Source organism: Streptomyces sp. B8-7 (assembly GCF_058833805.1).
Genome location: NZ_JBYRRL010000001.1, coordinates 2,029,682 through 2,047,828, shown reverse-complemented (window position 1 = coordinate 2,047,828; position 18,147 = coordinate 2,029,682). Strand labels below are relative to the sequence as shown.

16 protein-coding genes are annotated in these 18,147 nt (G+C 72.7%); 1 reads left to right on the top strand and 15 read right to left on the bottom strand.

Going from position 1 to position 18,147, the window contains the following annotated elements; translation table 11 throughout:
• Positions 1–67 precede the first annotated feature (67 nt).
• The gene (gene pyrR, locus AC5K6T_RS08655) at positions 68–640 is read right to left on the bottom strand and encodes a bifunctional pyr operon transcriptional regulator/uracil phosphoribosyltransferase PyrR (RefSeq protein ID WP_493207099.1); all 573 of its coding nucleotides are present in this window, start codon (positions 638–640) and stop codon (positions 68–70) included.
• A 254-nt stretch (positions 641–894) separates the two neighbouring features.
• On the opposite strand from pyrR, the gene bldD reads away from it, so the two are divergent.
• A complete protein-coding gene (bldD, locus tag AC5K6T_RS08650) occupies positions 895–1,395 on the top strand; it encodes a transcriptional regulator BldD (RefSeq protein WP_493207097.1) in 501 nt (166 codons plus the stop codon).
• A 602-nt stretch (positions 1,396–1,997) separates the two neighbouring features.
• On the opposite strand, the gene nusB is transcribed toward bldD, so the two are convergent.
• From nusB to AC5K6T_RS08580, 14 genes are all read right to left on the bottom strand, one after another.
• A complete protein-coding gene (gene nusB / locus AC5K6T_RS08645) occupies positions 1,998–2,426 on the bottom strand; it encodes a transcription antitermination factor NusB (protein ID WP_493207096.1) in 429 nt (142 codons plus the stop codon).
• Positions 2,427–2,428: 2 nt separating this feature from the next.
• On the bottom strand, positions 2,429–2,995 hold the full coding sequence (efp, locus tag AC5K6T_RS08640) for an elongation factor P (protein ID WP_493207094.1): 567 nt from the start codon (positions 2,993–2,995) through the stop codon (positions 2,429–2,431).
• Positions 2,996–3,053: 58 nt separating this feature from the next.
• Positions 3,054–4,160 carry an aminopeptidase P family protein gene (locus tag AC5K6T_RS08635; protein WP_493207092.1) on the bottom strand — a complete coding sequence of 369 codons (1,107 nt, stop codon included), beginning with the start codon at positions 4,158–4,160 and terminating at the stop codon, positions 3,054–3,056.
• A gap of 139 nt (positions 4,161–4,299) precedes the next feature.
• A complete protein-coding gene (locus tag AC5K6T_RS08630) occupies positions 4,300–5,121 on the bottom strand; it encodes a Pro-rich N-terminal domain-containing protein (protein WP_493207090.1) in 822 nt (273 codons plus the stop codon).
• A gap of 160 nt (positions 5,122–5,281) precedes the next feature.
• On the bottom strand, positions 5,282–6,919 hold the full coding sequence (aroB, locus tag AC5K6T_RS08625; RefSeq protein WP_493207088.1) for a 3-dehydroquinate synthase: 1,638 nt from the start codon (positions 6,917–6,919) through the stop codon (positions 5,282–5,284).
• Entirely contained in the window at positions 6,916–8,100 is a 1,185-nt protein-coding gene (aroC, locus tag AC5K6T_RS08620; RefSeq protein WP_493207086.1) for a chorismate synthase, read from the bottom strand. The genes aroB and aroC overlap by 4 nt, the downstream gene beginning before the upstream one ends.
• A gap of 390 nt (positions 8,101–8,490) precedes the next feature.
• Positions 8,491–9,321, bottom strand: coding sequence for a shikimate dehydrogenase (locus AC5K6T_RS08615; RefSeq protein WP_493207085.1), 831 nt, complete (start codon positions 9,319–9,321; stop codon positions 8,491–8,493).
• On the bottom strand, positions 9,318–11,288 hold the full coding sequence (gene mltG, locus AC5K6T_RS08610; protein WP_493207083.1) for an endolytic transglycosylase MltG: 1,971 nt from the start codon (positions 11,286–11,288) through the stop codon (positions 9,318–9,320). Before mltG ends, AC5K6T_RS08615 begins: the two co-directional genes overlap by 4 nt.
• A gap of 119 nt (positions 11,289–11,407) precedes the next feature.
• Positions 11,408–11,872, bottom strand: coding sequence for a Holliday junction resolvase RuvX (ruvX, locus tag AC5K6T_RS08605; RefSeq protein WP_493207082.1), 465 nt, complete (start codon positions 11,870–11,872; stop codon positions 11,408–11,410).
• Positions 11,872–14,544 carry an alanine--tRNA ligase gene (gene alaS / locus AC5K6T_RS08600; protein ID WP_493207080.1) on the bottom strand — a complete coding sequence of 891 codons (2,673 nt, stop codon included), beginning with the start codon at positions 14,542–14,544 and terminating at the stop codon, positions 11,872–11,874. Before alaS ends, ruvX begins: the two co-directional genes overlap by 1 nt.
• Positions 14,544–14,981: a hypothetical protein gene (locus AC5K6T_RS08595; protein WP_493207079.1), complete on the bottom strand. Its 438-nt coding sequence runs from the start codon at positions 14,979–14,981 to the stop codon at positions 14,544–14,546. Before AC5K6T_RS08595 ends, alaS begins: the two co-directional genes overlap by 1 nt.
• 10 nt (positions 14,982–14,991) lie before the next feature.
• Positions 14,992–15,459, bottom strand: coding sequence for a DUF948 domain-containing protein (locus AC5K6T_RS08590; RefSeq protein WP_493207077.1), 468 nt, complete (start codon positions 15,457–15,459; stop codon positions 14,992–14,994).
• 392 nt (positions 15,460–15,851) lie between these two features.
• Complete coding sequence (gene rpsD, locus AC5K6T_RS08585; protein WP_493207075.1) at positions 15,852–16,466, bottom strand: 30S ribosomal protein S4; 615 nt, start codon at positions 16,464–16,466, stop codon at positions 15,852–15,854.
• Positions 16,467–16,758: 292 nt separating this feature from the next.
• Positions 16,759–18,114: a replication-associated recombination protein A gene (locus AC5K6T_RS08580; protein WP_493207073.1), complete on the bottom strand. Its 1,356-nt coding sequence runs from the start codon at positions 18,112–18,114 to the stop codon at positions 16,759–16,761.
• Positions 18,115–18,147 lie beyond the last annotated feature (33 nt).

Here is an 18,147-nt window from a genome sequence, read left to right as displayed (position 1 = left end):
AGTTCATGACTTTTCGGGCAGACGGGTGCACACGTCGGCACCCGTGAGGCGGGGTGCGCCCGCTCTGCTACTGGGCGGCCGGCTTCACACCGAGCAGGACCGTGTCACGGCCGTCCTCCTCGGCGAGCTGGACCTTGACCGTCTCCCGCAGCGACGTGGGGAGGTTCTTGCCGACGTAGTCGGCGCGGATCGGCAGTTCACGGTGGCCGCGGTCGACGAGGACCGCGAGCTGCACGGCCCGGGGGCGTCCGATGTCGTTCAGCGCGTCGAGGGCGGCACGGATGGTACGGCCGGAGAACAGCACGTCGTCGACGAGGACGACGAGCCTGCCGTCGATGCCGTCACCGGGGATCTCGGTGCGGGCGAGGGCGCGCGGCGGGTGCAGGCGCAGGTCGTCGCGGTACATGGTGATGTCCAGCGAACCGCAGGGCAGCGCCCGCTCGGTGATCTCTTCGAGCTTGTCGGCCAGCCGCTGGGCGAGGAAGACGCCACGGGTCGGGATGCCCAGGAGCACCACGTCGTCGGCGCCCTTGGCGCGTTCGACGATCTCGTGGGCGATGCGGGTCAGCACCCGCGCGATGTCGGGGCCTTCGAGTACCGCCCGCGCATCGGACGCCTGCGCGTCATACTGCGTGTCCATACGAAACGGACCTCCTTCTCCGCCTCACGGGACGGACCTTAAAGGACGTCGGGATTGCGCCGTCCACGGTATCAGGCCCCGGCTGCCGCCCGGGCTCACCCCCCTGGCGCAACGGGCCCCGCCGGCCTCGGAGGAGCCGGTGCGGACCGTTCGGCTTGACGCAGCAGAGTAACGCTGCGTAACCTCACAGTGAGTTACCAGCCGCGCGGCACGGAAACCCACCCGGCCGCGTCGACCCAGTGCCGGGGAGCTATATGTCCAGCGAATACGCCAAACAGCTCGGGGCCAAGCTCCGGGCCATCCGCACCCAGCAGGGCCTTTCCCTCCACGGTGTCGAGGAGAAGTCCCAGGGGCGCTGGAAGGCCGTCGTGGTCGGTTCGTACGAGCGCGGGGACCGCGCCGTCACCGTGCAGCGTCTCGCCGAGCTGGCGGACTTCTACGGCGTCCCGGTGCAGGAGCTGCTGCCGGGCACCACTCCTGGCGGCGCCGCCGAGCCTCCGCCCAAGCTGGTCCTGGACCTGGAGCGGCTGGCCACGGTGCCGGCCGAGAAGGCGGGCCCCCTCCAGCGGTACGCGGCCACCATCCAGTCCCAGCGCGGTGACTACAACGGCAAGGTCCTCTCCATCCGCCAGGACGACCTGCGCACCCTCGCCGTGATCTACGACCAGTCGCCCTCGGTCCTCACCGAGCAGCTGATCAGCTGGGGCGTGCTGGACGCGGACGCGCGCCGCGCGGTCACGCACGAGGAGGTCTGAGCCGCAAGCGGCTCCCGCTTCTGCAGAAACGTACCGCCGGGGTGGTGGGGAACTGATCGTTCCCCACCACCCCGGCGGTTTCCGTGTGCGGTGTGCCGTCGCAGGGCCGGCAGCAGCGGCGCCGCAGGCGGTCTGCGGGCCCTCGGGCGGCGACGGGGCCGCAAGGGCCGCCAGGGGACCCGGGAGGCGCCGGAGGGCGCGGGAAGCGAAGGGGCGCTGGGAAGGCGCGGGAAGCGCGGGAAGACGCGGGACGCCGGGGAGCGCGGGACGCCGGGACGGCGAAGGGGGCGCCGGGAAGGCGCAGGACGCCGGGAAGGCGCGGGAAACGCGGGAAGGCGCGGGAAACGCGGGAAGCGCGGGAAGGCGCGGGACGCCGGGGAGCGCGGGACGCCGGGACGGCGAAGGGGCGCCGGGAAGGCGCAGGACGCCGGGAAGGCGCGGGAAACGCGGGAAACGCGGGAAGGCGCGGGACGCCGGGGAGCGCGGGGCGCCGGGACGGCGAAGGGGCGCCGGGAAGGCGCGGGCCGGACTGCGGCGTGGGCCGCCCCGGTCTGCGCGCCGCTCCCGGCGCCCCTTCGGCGGGGTGTCGGACACCCCGGGGGCTACGCGCGGCGCAGCGTCGGCTTGAGCTCCTTGAGCCGGGCCAGCAGGCCGTTGACGAACGAGGGCGACTCGTCCGTGGAGAACTCCTTGGCCAGCTGCACCATCTCGTCCAGCACGACGGCGTCCGGCGTCTCGTCGACCCAGATCAGCTCGTACGCGCCGAGCCGCAGGATGTTGCGGTCGACGACCGGCATCCGGTCGAGCGTCCAGCCGACCGAGTACTGCGCGATCAGGTCGTCGATGCGCTGCGCGTGCTCCGCGTAGCCCTCGACGAGCTGCATCGTGTACTCGCTCACCGGCGGCTGCCGGGTGTCGGTCCGGGAGAGCCGGATCCAGTCCGCGAGGACCGTCAGGACGTCGGCGCCGCGCTGGTCGCCCTCGAAGAGGATCTGGAAGGCGCGCTTGCGGGCCGTGTTGCGGGCGGCCACGGTTAGCTGTTCACCCGGCCGAGGTAGTCGCTGGTGCGGGTGTCGACCTTGATCTTCTCACCGGTGGTGATGAAGAGCGGGACCTGGATCTGGTGGTCGGTCTCCAGGGTGGCGGGCTTGGTGCCGCCGGTGGAGCGGTCGCCCTGGACGCCCGGCTCGGTCTCCTTGACGACGAGCTCGACGGCGGCCGGCAGCTCGACGAAGAGCACCTCGCCCTCGTGCTGGGCGACGGTGGCCGTGAAGCCCTCGACGAGGAAGTGGGCGGCGTCGCCGACGGCCTTGCGGTCGACCATCAGCTGGTCGTACGTCTCCATGTCCATGAAGACGAAGTAGTCGCCGTCCATGTACGAGAACTGCATGTCGCGCTTGTCGACAGTGGCCGTCTCGACCTTGACGCCGGCGTTGAAGGTCTTGTCGACGACCTTGCCGGAGAGCACGTTCTTGAGCTTGGTGCGCACGAAGGCCGGGCCCTTGCCGGGCTTGACGTGCTGGAACTCGACGACGGACCAGAGCTGGCCGCCTTCGAGCTTGAGCACCAGGCCGTTCTTGAGGTCGTTCGTGGAAGCCACGGTTGCGGAATCTCCTGGACTGACGTGGACGACCACGGGGCGGGCGCACAGCGCGGGGCTAGAGCGCGAGCAGCTCCTTGGTCGTGATGGTGAGTAGCTCGGGTCCGCCGTCCGCCTCGGGGCGTACGACGAGCGTGTCATCGATCCGGACGCCGCCCCGGCCCGGGAGGTGGACCCCGGGCTCGACGGTGACCGGCACGCAAGCGTCCAGTTTACCCATGGCCGCAGGGGTCAACTGAGGGTCCTCGTCGATTTCGAGTCCGACGCCGTGGCCGGTGAGCGGCGCGAGGCCCGCCGCGTAGCCCGCGGAGTCCAGCACGTGCCGGGCGGCGCGGTCCACGTCCCGGTAGGCCGCGCCGGGCGCGAGCGACTCCCGGCCGGCCCGCTGCGCGGCGAAGACCAGGTCGTACAGGTCGACCTGCCAGTCGGCCGGGGAGGTGCCGATGACGAACGTACGGCCGATCTCGCAGCGGTAGCCGCGGTAGGTCGCGCCGAGACAGACGGAGAGGAAGTCGCCCTCCTCCACCCGGCGGTCGGTGGGGTGGTGGGCCCTGAGGCCGGCGTTCGGGCCGGTGGCGACGGAGGTGGGGAAGGCCGGCCCGTCCGCCCCGTGGTCCACCAGCCGCCGCTCCAGCTCCAGCGCCAGATGCCGTTCCGTCCGTCCCACCAGGATCGACTCCAGCAGTTCCCCGAGGGCCTGGTCGGCGATCTCGGCGCCGATGCGCAGACAGGAGATCTCCTCCTCGTCCTTGACGACCCGCAGCTGTTCGACGGCGCCGCCGAGGTCGGCGAGGCGCAGCCCGGGGGCGGCCGAGCCGAGTGCCCGGTGCCGGGCGACGGTGAGGTGGTGCTCCTCCACCGCGAGGGAGTCGGCTCCCTGCGCCTGGGCGAGGCCGGCGGCGGCGACGGCCGGATCGCCGGAGGCGTCGGGCAGGGTGTGGGCGCGCAGCGACTCGTCCAGGCGGCCGTCGGCGGGCCGGTCCTCGGGCGGGCCGGCGCAGACGACGACGTCTTCGTCCCGGCCGAGGAGGAGGGCGGTGCCCTGCGGGGCCGCGCCCGCGAGGTACCGCACGTTGGCGGGGCGGGAGATCAGCGCGGCCGCGCTGCCGCCCGCGTTGCAGAGCTCTTTCAGCCGCGCTCGGCGGGACGCGTGCACCTCTGACATGAACCGAGCCTACGAGCGGTGGCCGGAAGTCGCCGGTCGGGAGCGCCATCCGTGGGGCGGCGCCCGGTCCGGGCGCCGGGACGGCCGGCGGGACGGGCTGCGGTGCGGGGAGCGGGACGGACGGGCCGGAAAGGTGGTGTCACCAGGTGGGCGGGCTGGCGACCGCCCGGGCCAGCACGTCGTCGAGGAGGCGGGCCGTGCCGGGGACGTCGAGCTGCGAGTTGTCGATGATGGGCAGCCCGGACCCGTACCATCCGGCCATCCGGCCGTGGATGCGGGCGACCTCCTCGTCGGGGAGCCTCCGGTTGCCGGACCGCCGGGCGTTGCGCTCCAGCACGACCTCCAGGCCGGGCAGCAGGACGACGGGCAGCAGCCCGGGGCCGACATGGCGCTTCCAGCCGCCCAGGCCGACGACGGGACGGTCGGGGAAGACCGCGTCGTCGAGGATGCAGGAGATCCCGTTGGCGAGGAAGTTGCGCGCGGCGAAGCCGCAGGTGCGGCGGGCCAGCCGGTACTGGGCCTCGGAGTGGTCGTTCCAGCCCGTCTGCGGGTCGGCGAAGCCGGAGCGGACCCACTCGCGGACGTCGTCGAGGCTGATGTGGGCGGTGGGCACCCGGCGCCGGTCGGCCCAGTACTGGGCGACGCTGGTCTTGCCGGCTCCGGCGGGCCCGATGAGCAGCACGGCGAGGGTGGTGGTGAGGGGGTCCGGTCCGGGCGCGGCGGGCGCCGGTCCCGGCGCCGGGACCGGGCCGCCGGGCGGCAGCGCGACATGGCCGGTGGTGTCCGGCGGCGGGCCGGGGCAGGGGGGCTGCGCCGGGGGCGGCACGGCGGTGCCGGGAGCGGCCGGCGGGGGAACCGACGGGTTGCCGCTGTGCTGATGTGCGGCCGGCGGCCGTCCGGTGGCCGGTCCGTGCCCCGGCTGGTGGGGCGGCGGCAGCGGAGACCCCACTGCGTGCTGCATCCGGTGCCACTCCGTCTCGTGCAGTCGATGGGCGGTGGTGGCGGGGCGGGCCCGCTCCCCACCGAACGGTACCGCCCCCGGCCGTCCTTCGGGGAACGGCCGGAGGCGGTCGCCGGCCGTTCACCGAAGGACGGCCGGGGGCGAACGGGACGGAGGGTGCCTACTGTCCCACTTCGCCGTACGCCGCGAGCAGCACGGCCGGGTCGGGGCCCTCCAGGACGGTCGGCTTGGCCAGTCCGTCGAGCACGATGAAGCGGAGCAGGTCGCCGCGGGACTTCTTGTCGACCTTCATGGTCTCCAGCAGCTTGGGCCACTGGTCGTAGCGGTAGTGCAGGGGCAGCCCGACCGCCTCCAGGATGCTGCGGTGCCGGTCGGCCGTGGCATCGTCCAGGCGGCCCGCCACCCGGCCCAGTTCGGCGGCGAAGTGCATGCCGACCGCGACCGCCGCGCCGTGCCGCCACTGGTAGCGCTCGTTCTTCTCGATGGCGTGGGCGAGGGTGTGGCCGTAGTTGAGGATCTCCCTCAGGCCGGACTCCTTCAGGTCCGCGGAGACCACGTCGGCCTTGACCCGGATGGACCGCTCGATCAGCTCCGAGGTGTGCGGGCCGGCCGGGGTGCGGGCCGCCTCGGGGTCTGCCTCGATCAGGTCGAGGATCACCGGGTCGGCGATGAAGCCGGCCTTGATGATCTCGGCGAGCCCGGAGACGTAGTCGTGGACGGGCAGGGAGTCCAGCGCGGCCAGGTCGCACAGCACGCCGGCCGGCGGGTGGAAGGCGCCGACCAGGTTCTTGCCCTCGGCGGTGTTGATGCCGGTCTTGCCGCCGACGGCCGCGTCGACCATGGCCAGGACGGTGGTCGGGACGGCGATCCAGCGCACCCCGCGCAGCCAGGTCGCGGCGACGAAGCCCGCCAGGTCGGTGGTCGCCCCGCCGCCGACGCCCACCACGACGTCGGTGCGGGTGAAACCGGACTGGCCGAGCGCCTTCCAGCAGTAGGCGGCGACCTCGGCGGTCTTGGCCTCCTCGGCGTTGGGCACCTGGATCGCGACGGCCTCGTAGCCCTGCCCTGCGAGGTCGGCGCGCAGCGCGTCACCGGTCTCGGCGAGCGCCTCGGGGTGGATGACCGCGACCCGCTTGGCCCTGGGGCCGATCAGTCCGGCCAGTTCACCCAGCAGCCGGTGGCCCACCAGCACGTCGTAGGGGGTGTCGCCGCCGACGTGGATGGTCGTGACCGGGCTCGTCATCGCTTCCTCCTGGCCGGGGGCGCCGGTGGGGCCCGCGGGTGGTGCGGTGTTCGGGTGCAGCGCGTCGAGGACCGCCTGCGCCACCTCGTCCGGGGTGCGGCCGCCGGTGGCGACCTCGGCCGCGGCGACCTCCTCGTACAGGTGGCGGCGCGCCTCCATCAGCTCCCGCCACTGCTTGCGCGGGTTGACCGCGAGCAGCGGACGGGCCACGTTCAGGCCGGTGCGCCGGACGGCCTCCTCGACGTCCATGGAGAGGTAGACGACGGGCCGGCCGGCCAGCAGCGCGCGGGTGCCGGCGTCGAGGACGGCGCCGCCGCCGAGCGCGAGGACTCCGTCGTGCTCGGCGAGCGCGCGGGCCACGGCCCGCTTCTCCAGCTCGCGGAAGGCGGGCTCGCCCCGGTCGACGAAGAGGTCGGAGACGGCCACGCCCTCGGCCGCGACGATGTCCTCGTCGGTGTCGCGGTAGGTCGCGCCGAGCCGCTCGGCGAGCAGTTGCCCGACGGTGGACTTGCCGACGCCCATCGGGCCGACCAGGACGACCAGCGGTCCGCTCATCGGATGTGCAGGTTGTCGAGGTACGAGGTGACGTTGCGGCGGGTCTCGGGGACGCTGTCGCCGCCGAACTTCTCCGCCACCGCGTCGGCCAGGACCAGGGCGACCATCGCCTCGGCGACGATGCCGGCGGCCGGGACCGCGGACACGTCGGAGCGCTGGTGGTGGGCCTGGGCGGGCTCGCCGGTGGCGACGTCGACGGTGCGCAGGGCGCGCGGCACGGTCGCGATCGGCTTCATCGCGGCACGCACCCGCAGCAGTTCGCCCGTGGTCAGGCCGCCCTCGGTGCCGCCCGCCCGGCCGGAGACGCGGCGGATGCCCTCCGCGGAGCCGACGATCTCGTCGTGGGCCTGGGAGCCGGGTACCCGGGCCAGTTCGAAGCCGTCCCCGACCTCGACGCCCTTGATCGCCTGGATGCCCATGAGGGCGCCCGCGAGCCGGGCGTCCAGCCGGCGGTCCCAGTGCACGTGGGAGCCGAGGCCCACGGGGACGCCGTAGGCGAGGACCTCGACGACGCCGCCGAGGGTGTCGCCGTCCTTGTGGGCCTGGTCGACCTCGGCGACCATCGCCTTCGACGCGTCCGCGTCCAGGCAGCGCAGCGGGTCGGCGTCCAGCATCCCGACGTCGGCCGGAGTGGGGTACACGCCCCGCGGCGCCTTGACGGAGCACAGCTCGACGACGTGCGAGACGATCTCGACGCCGGTCGTCTCCCTGAGGTAGGAGCGGGCGACCGCGCCGAGCGCGACGCGGGCGGCCGTCTCGCGGGCGGAGGCGCGCTCCAGGATCGGCCGGGCCTCGTCGAAGCCGTACTTCTGCATGCCGGCCAGGTCCGCGTGACCGGGGCGGGGCCGGGTCAGCGGGGCGTTGCGGGCCAGCGCGCCGAGTTCGGCGGGGTCGACCGGGTCGGCCGCCATGACCTGCTCCCACTTGGGCCACTCGGTGTTGCCGACCATGACGGCGACCGGGGAGCCGAGGGTGAGTCCGTGCCGGACGCCGCCGAGGAAGGTGACCTCGTCCCGCTCGAACTTCATGCGGGCACCGCGTCCGTAGCCGAGTCGGCGCCGGGCCAGGTGGTCCGCCACCATCTCCGTGGTGATCGGCACGCCGGCCGGAAGGCCTTCCAGCGTCGCCACGAGTGCGGGACCGTGGGACTCCCCCGCGGTCAGCCAGCGCAACCTGCTCAACGGTGCTCCTCAATGCTCGCGCCCCGGTACTGCCCTGCGTACGCCTGTGCGTGCGTACGGCGACGGCGGTACCCGGTGCGCGGCCCTGGGCCCGCCACCCCCGATCCTCCCATGCTCCGGCAGCCGGCCCGCCCGCCGGTCCATCAGACGGACCGAACCTGACACAGAACCTGACCGGATCCGTCAGACCGGGCCGTCCGCCCCCTCCCGGCCGCGCCCCCTGCGGGCCGGTGGACGACCGGTCCCGGTACGGCGGCTCAGCAGCCGGGGCGAGGTCCGGCAGCGCCCCCGAGGAGCACGGTGAACGGCGCGGCCGGCCCTGGCGGCACCGCAGCCGGGCCGGCGCCGGACCGCGGCATCTTCGGCATCTGCGGATCTGCGGCAAGGCGCTCAGCCGCGCTCGGCGAGCGCCCGCTCACCGGCCCGGCGCATCGCGTCCAGGGGCGCCGGGGTGCGCCGGGTCATCTGCTCGACCTGGAGCGCGGCCTGGTGGACCAGCAGGTCGAGTCCGCTGACGACCGCTCCCCCGTAGGCGGACCACCGGGCGGCGAGAGCGGTGGGCCAGGGGTCGTAGAGGACGTCGAAGAGGGCCGCGGGCTTCTCGGGAAGGTGCGGGGCCAGGGCGTCGGTGGCCCCGGCGGGTGTGGTCGCGACGACCAGCGGCGCACGCAGGGCCTGTCCGGCGTCCGCCCAGTCGGCGACGCGCACGGCGACGCCCAGGCGCTCGGCCCACCGGCGCATCTCCGCGGCGCGGGCCTCGCTGCGGACGTAGACGGTGATCTCGCCGGTGCAGACACGGGCCAGCGCGGCCAGCGCGGAGGACGCGGTGGCGCCCGCGCCGAGGACCGCCGCGCTGTCGACCCCGTCGATGCCGTGCTCGCGCAGCGCGGCGACCATGCCGGGGATGTCGGTGTTGTCGCCGGTGCGGCGGCCGTCCTCGGTGAAGACGACCGTGTTGACCGCCTCCACCGACCGGGCCGTCTCGGTGACCTCGTCCAGGAGTGGGATGACGGCCCGCTTCAGCGGCATCGTCAGCGACAGCCCCGCCCACTCGGGGCCGAGGCCGTCGAGGAAGCCGGGCAGCCCGGCCTCGTCCACCTCGAAGCGGTCGTACGTGCGGTCCGTGAGCCCCAGTTCGCGGTACGCGGCCCGGTGCAGCACGGGGGAAAGGGAGTGCGCGATCGGCGATCCCAGCACCGCGGCGCGTCGGACGGTGTTCACTGGCCGGACTTCTTCCTCTGCTTCTCGTACTCCGCCACGTTCTCGTTGTGTTCCTCGTTGGTCACCGAGAACACCGTCTTGTCCTCACTGATCGACACGAAGTAGTACCAGGGTCCGGGCGTGGGCTTGACCGCGGAGTCGAGGGCGTCCTTGCCCGGATTGCTGATCGGCCCCGGCGGAAGGCCCTTGACGTCGTAGGTGTTGTACGGGTCCTTGATGGCGCGCAGGTCGTCGACCGTTCCGACGTCGAGCGTGCTCTCGCCGCGGAGGTAGTTGACCGTGGAGTCGAACTCCAGGCGGCCGACGGTCTCCAGGTTGTCCGGCTTGAGACGGTTGTAGACGACCCGGGCGACCTTGCCGAAGTCGTGCTTGTACTTGCCCTCGACCTGGACGAGGCTCGCCACCGTGAGCACCTGCAGGGGGCTGTCCAGGCCCAGGTCGCCGGCCTTCGCCTCCAGGTCGTACTTCTCGTACTGCTCGCTGGCGGCGGCCACCATCTGCTTCAGGACGTCCTTGGGCTTCATGCCCTTGGCCACCGGATAGCTGGACGGGTAGAGGAAGCCTTCGAGCGGGTCCTTGATCTCCTCGTTGTCGTTCGCCCAGGCGGGCAGTCCGAGATCCTTCCAGTCCTTCTCGGCGACCTTCGCGGTGGTCCCCTCGGAGAGTTCCAGCCGCTTGTCGATCTCCGCGTACACCCAGGCGTTGCGCTTGCCCTCGGGGATGATGAGGTTGTTGCGGGCCTTGGGGTCCAGCATCATCTCGACCGCGCTGGACGCGGACATCTGCTTGCGCAGCAGGTATGCGCCGGCCTGGATCGTGTTGCCCTCGGGGTTCTGCGACTGGGCGGAGACGAAGGCGTCCACGCTCTTGACGACGCCGGCCTGCTTCAGTCGGCGGCCGATCTCGTAGCCGCCCGCGCCCTTGGGGATCTCGACCGTCACCGACTCCCCGGTGCCGTCCCCGGCGTAGTCCGGAGCCGTGCCGAAACGATCCTGGTAAAACTGGTAGCCGAAGTAGGTGACGCCGGCCAGGCCGCCGCCCAGGACGAGCGCGACGACCAGGCAGGCGACGCCGTTGCGGTTCTTCTTGTTCCTGCCGCCCGCACCGCCCCGGCCCCTGCGGTCCGCGCGCCGGCCGCGCGGCTCGTCGCCCTCTCCGGCCTCGGCGTCACCGGGCCGGGCGCCGGTGCCGGAGTCGTCTCCGCCGGAGCCGGGGTCCGAGGAGGGATCCGCGAAGAAGTCCCGGCCGCCCTGGCCCGGGTCCGGGTCCCAGTCGGTGCGGTGCTCCGCGTCGCGGCCGCGCCGGGCGGGGGGCTCGGGCGGCGGATAGGCGTCCGGTGTCTGGTAGAAGTCGGGCTGCTGCTCTCCGTAGGCCTCGGGCTGCCGGCCGTAGGGGTCGGCCGGGTCGCCCGGGTAGGAGGTCCGGGGGTGGGTGCCGGTGGCCCAGCCGCCGCTGCCGTACTGATCGCCGCCGTACTGACCGTTCCCGTACTGACCGTTCCCGTACTGACCGTTCCCGTACTGCTGATGACCGTAGTCCTGCCGGCCGTCGTCCGGGAGGACCTGGCCGGGGTGGCCCTGGCTCTGGAGGGTGTGCGGCTGGGCGTACTGCTGGTGTCCGTAGTGCTGCGGGTCGTACTGCTGCCGGTCGTAGTGCTGGTCGTACCGCTGGTCGTACTGCTGGTCGTACTGCTGGTCGTACTGCTGCGCCACGGGCTGCTGCGCCTGTCCGTAGCCCTGCCGGCCGGTGTCCCACTGGTCGTAGTACTGCTGCTGCGGCTGCTCCGACTGCTGCTGCGACTGCTGCTGCGACTGCTGCTGCGACTGCTGAGGGTGATGCTGCAGGCCGTCGTGGGCGGACGGACGGCCCTGCTGGGCCGCCTGCTGCCCTTCCCATCCGCCGTCCCCGTACTGCGGGTCCTGCGGATGCCACGGTTCGGGTCCCTGGCCCCGGCCATACTCAGTCATCGATCCCCTAGAGCCGCGAGGCGGGCGGCGCCGGCCCGCGAGTCCGGCTCCGTTCCGCCTCTGGTGTGCGGTGGCTGTTCGAACGCCGCCGCATCGCGCGGAACGTTACCGTATCGCGATCAGATGACCACTTCGACGCCCTCACCCGGGGCTTTACCTGACACCCGTTCGGATTCGAGGGCCTGCTGAAGGATGATCACAGCGGCTGCCTGGTCGATGACGGACCGGCCCTTCCTGGACTTCACTCCCGAGGCACGCAGTCCCTGACCGGCCGTCACGGTCGTCATCCGCTCGTCGACGAGCCGCACCGGGACCGGGGCGATGCCCCGTGCGAGTTCCTGCGCGAAGCCGCGGACCTTGACCGCGGCGGGGCCCTCGCCCCCCTTGAGGGAGCGAGGGAGACCGACGACGACCTCGATCGGCTCGTACTCCTCGGCCAGCTGCCTCAGCCGGCGCTGAGCGGCGGGAACGTCCCGGCCGGGGACCGTCTCCACCGGCGTGGCGAGGATCCCGTCGGGGTCGCACGAGGCGACCCCGATGCGGGCGTCCCCGACGTCGACGGCGAGCCGGCGTCCCCTGCGCATTACTGGGCCGTCTCCGCGACCAGGCGCTCGACGGCGTCCACGGCGTCGCCGATCGCGGCGGGGTTCTGGCCGCCGCCCTGGGCGACGTCCGGCTTGCCGCCGCCACCGCCGCCGAGCGTCTTGGCGGCGGTGCGGACCATGTCACCGGCCTTCAGGCCGCGTTCGCGGGCGGCCTCGTTGGTGGCGACGACGGTGAGCGGCTTGCCGTTGTTGACGGTGAACAGGGCGACCACCGCGGCGCGGCCGCCCTGGATGCGGCCGCGCACGTCGAGCACCAGCCTGCGCAGGTCGTCGGGCGTGGTGCCGTCCGGGACCCGTCCGGTGACGACGGCCACGCCGCGCACGTCCCGGGCGGACTCGGCGAGAGAGGCCGCGGCCTGGAGCACCTTCTCCGCGCGGAACTTCTCGATCTCCTTCTCGGCGTCCTTCAGCTTGCCGAGCATCGCGGAGACCTTCTCCGGCAGTTCCTCGGGACGGCCCTTGATCAGCTCCTGGAGCTGGGCCACGACCGTGTGCTCGCGGGCGAGGAAGTGGTAGGCGTCCACACCGACCAGGGCCTCGATACGGCGCACCCCGGAGCCGATCGACGACTCGCCGAGCAGCTTGACCAGGCCCAGCTGCGCGGTGTTGTGCACGTGGGTGCCGCCGCACAGCTCCTTGGAGAAGTCGCCGATGGTCACCACGCGGACGCGCTCGCCGTACTTCTCGCCGAACTCGGCGATGGCGCCCTGCTTCTTGGCCTCGTCGATGCCCATGACCTCGGCGTGCACGTCGAGGTCCCGGCCGAGCACCTCGTTGATCCGCTGCTCGACGTCGCGCATCACGGCGGTGGGCACGGCGGACGGCGAACCGAAGTCGAAACGGAAGCGGCCGGGCTGGTTCTCGGAGCCGGCCTGCGCGGCGGTCGGGCCGAGGGCGTCGCGCAGCGCCTGGTGGGTGAGGTGGGTGGCCGAGTGGGCGCGGGCGATGGCCTTGCGGCGGTGGGCGTCGATGGAGGCCTGCGCCCTGGCGCCGACGGTGACCTCGCCGACCTGGACGACGCCCTTGTGGACGTACACGCCGGGCACCGGCTTCTGGCAGTCGCGGATCTCGATGACGGCACCGGCGTCCGTGCGGATGCGGCCGGTGTCGCCGATCTGGCCGCCGCCCTCGGCGTAGAACGGGGTGCGGTCCAGCACGACCTCGACCTCGTCGCCCTCGCCGGCGGCCGGGGAGGACACCCCGTCCACGAGGAGGCCGACGACGGTGCTCTCGCCCTCGGTGTCGGTGTAGCCGATGAAGTCCGTCGCGCCGGCGGAGTCGGCGATCTCGCGGTAGGCGCCGAGGTCGGCGTGGCCGGTCTTCTTGGCCTGGGCGTCGGCCTTGGCGCGCTCCCGCTGCTCCTTCATCAGGCGGCGGAAGCCGTCCTCGTCCACGGACAGGCCCTGTTCGGCGGCCATCTCCAGGGTGAGGTCGATCGGGAAGCCCCAGGTGTCGTGGAGCAGGAACGCCTTGTCGCCGGGGAGCACGTCGCCCCCGGCGGCCCTGGTCTCGGTGACGGCGGTGTCGAGGATGTTGGTGCCGGCCTTCAGCGTCTTGAGGAAGGCGTTCTCCTCGGCGAGGGCGACCTTCTCGATGCGCTCGCGGTCGGTGATCAGCTCCGGGTACTGCTGCCCCATCATGCCGATGACGGTGTCGATGAGGTCCTTGACGACCGGGCCGCCGGCGCCGAGCAGGCGCATGTTGCGGATGGCGCGGCGCATGATGCGGCGCAGGACGTAGCCGCGGCCCTCGTTGCCGGGGGTGACGCCGTCGCCGATGAGCATGGTGGCGGTGCGCATGTGGTCGGTGACCACGCGCAGGGACACGTCCGAGGCATGGGCCTGGCCGTAGCGGACGCCGGTCAGTTCCGTGGCCTTGTCGATGACGGCCATGGAGGTGTCGATCTCGTACATGTTCTGCACGCGCTGCAGGATCATGGCGAGACGCTCCAGGCCGAGCCCGGTGTCGATGTTCTTGCTCGGCAGTTCGCCGAGGATCTCGAAGTTGTCCTTGCCGATGCCCTCGCCGCGCTCGTACTGCATGAAGACGAGGTTCCAGATCTCCACGTACCGCTCGTCGTTGACGGCGGGGCCGCCCTCGGCGCCGAACTCCGGGCCGCGGTCGTAGTTGATCTCGGAGCAGGGACCGCACGGGCCGGGCACGCCCATGGACCAGTAGTTGTCCTTCATGCCCAGGCGCTGGATGCGCTCCTGGGGCACGCCGACCACCTCGCGCCAGATGCGCTCGGCCTCGTCGTCGTCCTGGTAGACGGTGATCCAGAGCCTCTCCGGCTCCAGGCCGTAACCGCCCTTGTCCTGGGGGCTGGTGAGCAGCTCCCAGGCGAGCTTGATGGCGCCTTCCTTGAAGTAGTCGCCGAAGGAGAAGTTGCCGCACATCTGGAAGAACGTGCCGTGCCGCGTGGTCTTGCCGACCTCTTCGATGTCGGGCGTGCGCACGCACTTCTGCACGCTGGTGGCGCGCGTGAACGGCGGCTTGACCTCGCCCAGGAAGTAGGGCTTGAAGGGAACCATGCCGGCCGGTACGAGGAGCAGAGTCGGGTCGTCCGCGATGAGCGACGCCGAAGGGACGACGGTGTGCCCGCGCTCCTCGAAGAAGCTCAGCCAGCGGCGGCGGATCTCAGCCGACTCCATCAGTGGTCCTCATTCCGGTCGTTCGTGTCGTTCATGTCGTTCGTGACGTTCGTGGTGTTCGTGGCGTTCGTGTCGTTCGTGTCGTTGAGGTACAGCGGGGATCCGATGTACCTCGGGTGCGGCGGGCGCCCCGGGTGCTGCGGCCCGCCTCGGTTCTCGATGGCGGCGTACCGCCGCGGTGCCGGAAGGCCGGGGGGCTGCTCGTGGACGCCGAGCGCCTCGTGCAGTTCGGCCTCCCGCCGGACCATGTTCTCGCGGACGTCCAGCGCGAAGTCCACCGCGCGGCCCTTCAGCCGCCGGCCGGTCTCGACCGCCTTGTTCGTGGCGGTGACGGCGAGGTGCTCGGGGGTCAGCTGCCGGAGCCTGCGGTTGACCTTGGTGGTGGCCCAGACACCGGCTGCGACGCCCGTGGTGAACCAGAAAGTACGGCGGAACATCGGTCGGTCATCAGTCCTTCTGTCCGCGGGGGTTCCGGCGGAGAGTGCGCTTGCCCCGCCGGGCGGCCGGCACGCTGCGGCCCACGATCACCGTACGCCGGGCCGTCTGCCCGTCCGCCTCGGCCCCGCGGCCGCCGAGGGCGCGGCGCACGCCGTAGCCGAAGGCGGCGACCTTGACCAGCGGGCCGCCGAAGGTGGAGGCGACGGTCGTGGAGAGCGCGGACGCGTTGGAGGTGACCTCCTGGACGTCGGAGGCGATCGCGTCGACCCGGTCGATCTGGGTCTGCGCGGAGCGCACCGCCTGGGAGGCGTCCGCGAGGAGCGGCACGGCCTGGTCCGTCACGTCCGCGACCAGCTTGGTGGTCGCCCTGAGCGTCTGGGCCAGCCTCGCGAGCGCCACCGCGAGGAAGGAGACCAGGATCGCCCAGAAGACGGCCACCAGGATCCCGGCCACCTCTCCACCGGACACTGTGTGCACCCGCTCCCTGAAACGTGTCTGAGCATCGGAAAGTCGTGCTCCGAGCCTATCGCGCCGGGCGGACCGCACCGTACCGGATTTGACTGCGGGTCCGGGCCCGGACCGGGGCGGGCGAGGGTACGCAGTGCACAGGACCGGGTACGTGGCGGCGGCACGGCGGGAGCCGGGGGACGCGCGGTACGAGGACGCGGTCGGTCTCGGGCGGCGGCTGGACCGGCGGGCGGCGGTGGCCGGGGCGCTGGAGGGCGCCAGGTCCGCGGCCGGCGAGGCCGGCCGGGGCGGTGCACCGGCAGCGGGACGGCGCCAGGACGCGGGAGCCCGCCGCCCCTCCCGCCCGGGGGCGGGGGAAGCGGCGGGCTGAGGCACCGCGGGTGGTACGAGGCCTGCCGGGATCAGCGGGCGTAGTACTCGACGACGAGCTGCTCGTCGCAGATCACCGGGATCTCCTTGCGGTTCGGGTCGCGGTCCAGGCGGAACGCCAGGGCCTTGAGGTTCACCTGGAGGTAGCGCGGGGTCTCGCCCTCGGGGGCGAAGCCGCCCTCGCGGGCGATGGAGAAGAGGGTCTTCTCGCGGCTGCGCTCGCGGACCATCACGACGTCGTCGGGACGGACGCGGAAGGAGGGCTTGTCCACCTTCTGGCCGTTGACCTCGATGTGGCCGTGGACGACCATCTGGCGGGCCTGGTAGATCGTGCGGGCGATGCCCGAACGCAGGACCAGCGCGTCGAGACGGCGCTCGAGCTCGATGATCAGGGCCTCACCGGTCTTGCCCTGGACCTTGGAGGCACGCTCGTAGGCGCGGACGAGCTGGCGCTCGGACACGTCGTACTGCGCGCGCAGGCGCTGCTTCTCCAGCAGACGGACCTTGTAGTCCGAGTTCTGCTTGCGGCCGCGGCCGTGCTCACCCGGCGGGTAGGGGCGGGCCTCGAAGTACTTGACGGCCTTCGGGGTCAGCGCGATGCCGAGGGCACGCGACTTCTTGACCTTGGGGCGGGACTGGTTCGCCACTGTTTCTCGTTTCCTTGTGTCGGCTTGTCAGCGTGGTGGGAGGTCGCATCCGCAGCCGGGGAATCCCGCCGGGTCCGTTGCCGGGCCTGGTGGGCAGCCGCTCCCCTGGTCTGGGCACATACGTGCAGCACGCGAGTGGCCCACCGGCCGGTCCCGGGACTCCGGGTGGTGGTGGGCTGCCCGCGACACCGTTCGACGGTGCGCGACGCTCCTGGAACCCGCGGGGGGTTCCGGCCGGACGTCCCGCTCTGACTGCGCGGGACTCGGCACTTCGGAGCAGTCTACAGGCTGCTCAGGACCGCTTGCGGCCGAGGTGCCTGCGGGTCCACTCCACCGCGTCCGCGTAGCGGGCCTCGGAGCCGTGCCGGGTGGGGGTGTAGTACTCGCGGTCCCTGAGGTCGTCCGGGGCGTACTGCTGCTCGGCGATGCCCTCCGGCAGGTCGTGCGGGTACACGTAGCCCCGCGCGTGCCCCAGTCTGGCGGCGCCCTGGTAGTGCCCGTCGCGCAGATGCGCCGGCACGGGCCCGGCCAGTCCTCTGCGTACGTCGTCCAGGGCGGCGCCGATCGCGGTGGTCGCCGCGTTCGACTTGGGGGCGAGGGCGAGGGCGATGACGGCATGGCTGAGGGTGAGGGCGGCCTCGGGGAAGCCGATCATGGCGACGGCCTGGGCGGCGGCTACCGCGACGGGCAGGGCGTTCGGGTCGGCGAGGCCGATGTCCTCGCTGGCGGAGATCATCAGGCGGCGGGCGATGAAGCGGGGGTCCTCGCCCGCCTCGACCATCCGGGCCAGGTAGTGCAGGGCGGCGTCGACGTCGGAGCCGCGGATCGACTTGATGAGGGCGCTGGCCACGTCGTAGTGCTGGTCGCCGTCGCGGTCGTAGGTCACGGCCGCCCGGTCGACGGTCGCTTCCAGGGTGGCCAGGGAGATCTCCCGCCCGCCCTGGTCGAGGGCGGCCCCGGCCGCGGCCTCCAGGGCGGTCAGGGCGCGGCGTGCGTCGCCGCCGGCGATCCGCAGGAGGTGGTCCTCGGTGTCGCCGGGGAGGGCGACCGTGCCGCCGAGTCCCCGCTGGTCGGCGAGGGCGCGGCGGAGCAGCCCGCGGACGTCGTCGTCGGTGAGGGGTTCCAGGGTGAGCAGCAGAGAGCGGGACAGCAGCGGGGAGATCACCGAGAAGTAGGGGTTCTCGGTGGTCGCCGCGACGAGGGTCACCCAGCGGTTCTCCACGGCCGGGAGCAGGGAGTCCTGCTGGGCCTTGCTGAAGCGGTGGATCTCGTCGAGGAAGAGGACGGTCTCCTTGCCGTAGCCCCCGGTGGCGCGGCGGGCGCCGTCGATGACCGCACGGACCTCCTTGACCCCGGCGGTGATCGCGGAGAGTTCCACGAAGCGCTTGTCGGTGGCCTTGGAGACGACGTGGGCGAGGGTGGTCTTGCCGGTGCCGGGCGGCCCCCAGAGGATCACCGAGGACGGTCCGGCGGGCCCGCCGGCGCCCTCGCCGACGAGCCGGCGCAGCGGGGAGCCCGGCTTGAGCAGGTGCTGCTGTCCCACCACCTCGTCGAGGGTGCGCGGGCGCATGCGCACCGCCAGGGGGCTGCGCGTCGGGTCCTTCTCCTGGCGGTCTTCGGCGGCTGCGGTGAACAGGTCGGGCTCCACGGTGAAACCCTAAATCACCCCACCGACAGCGCC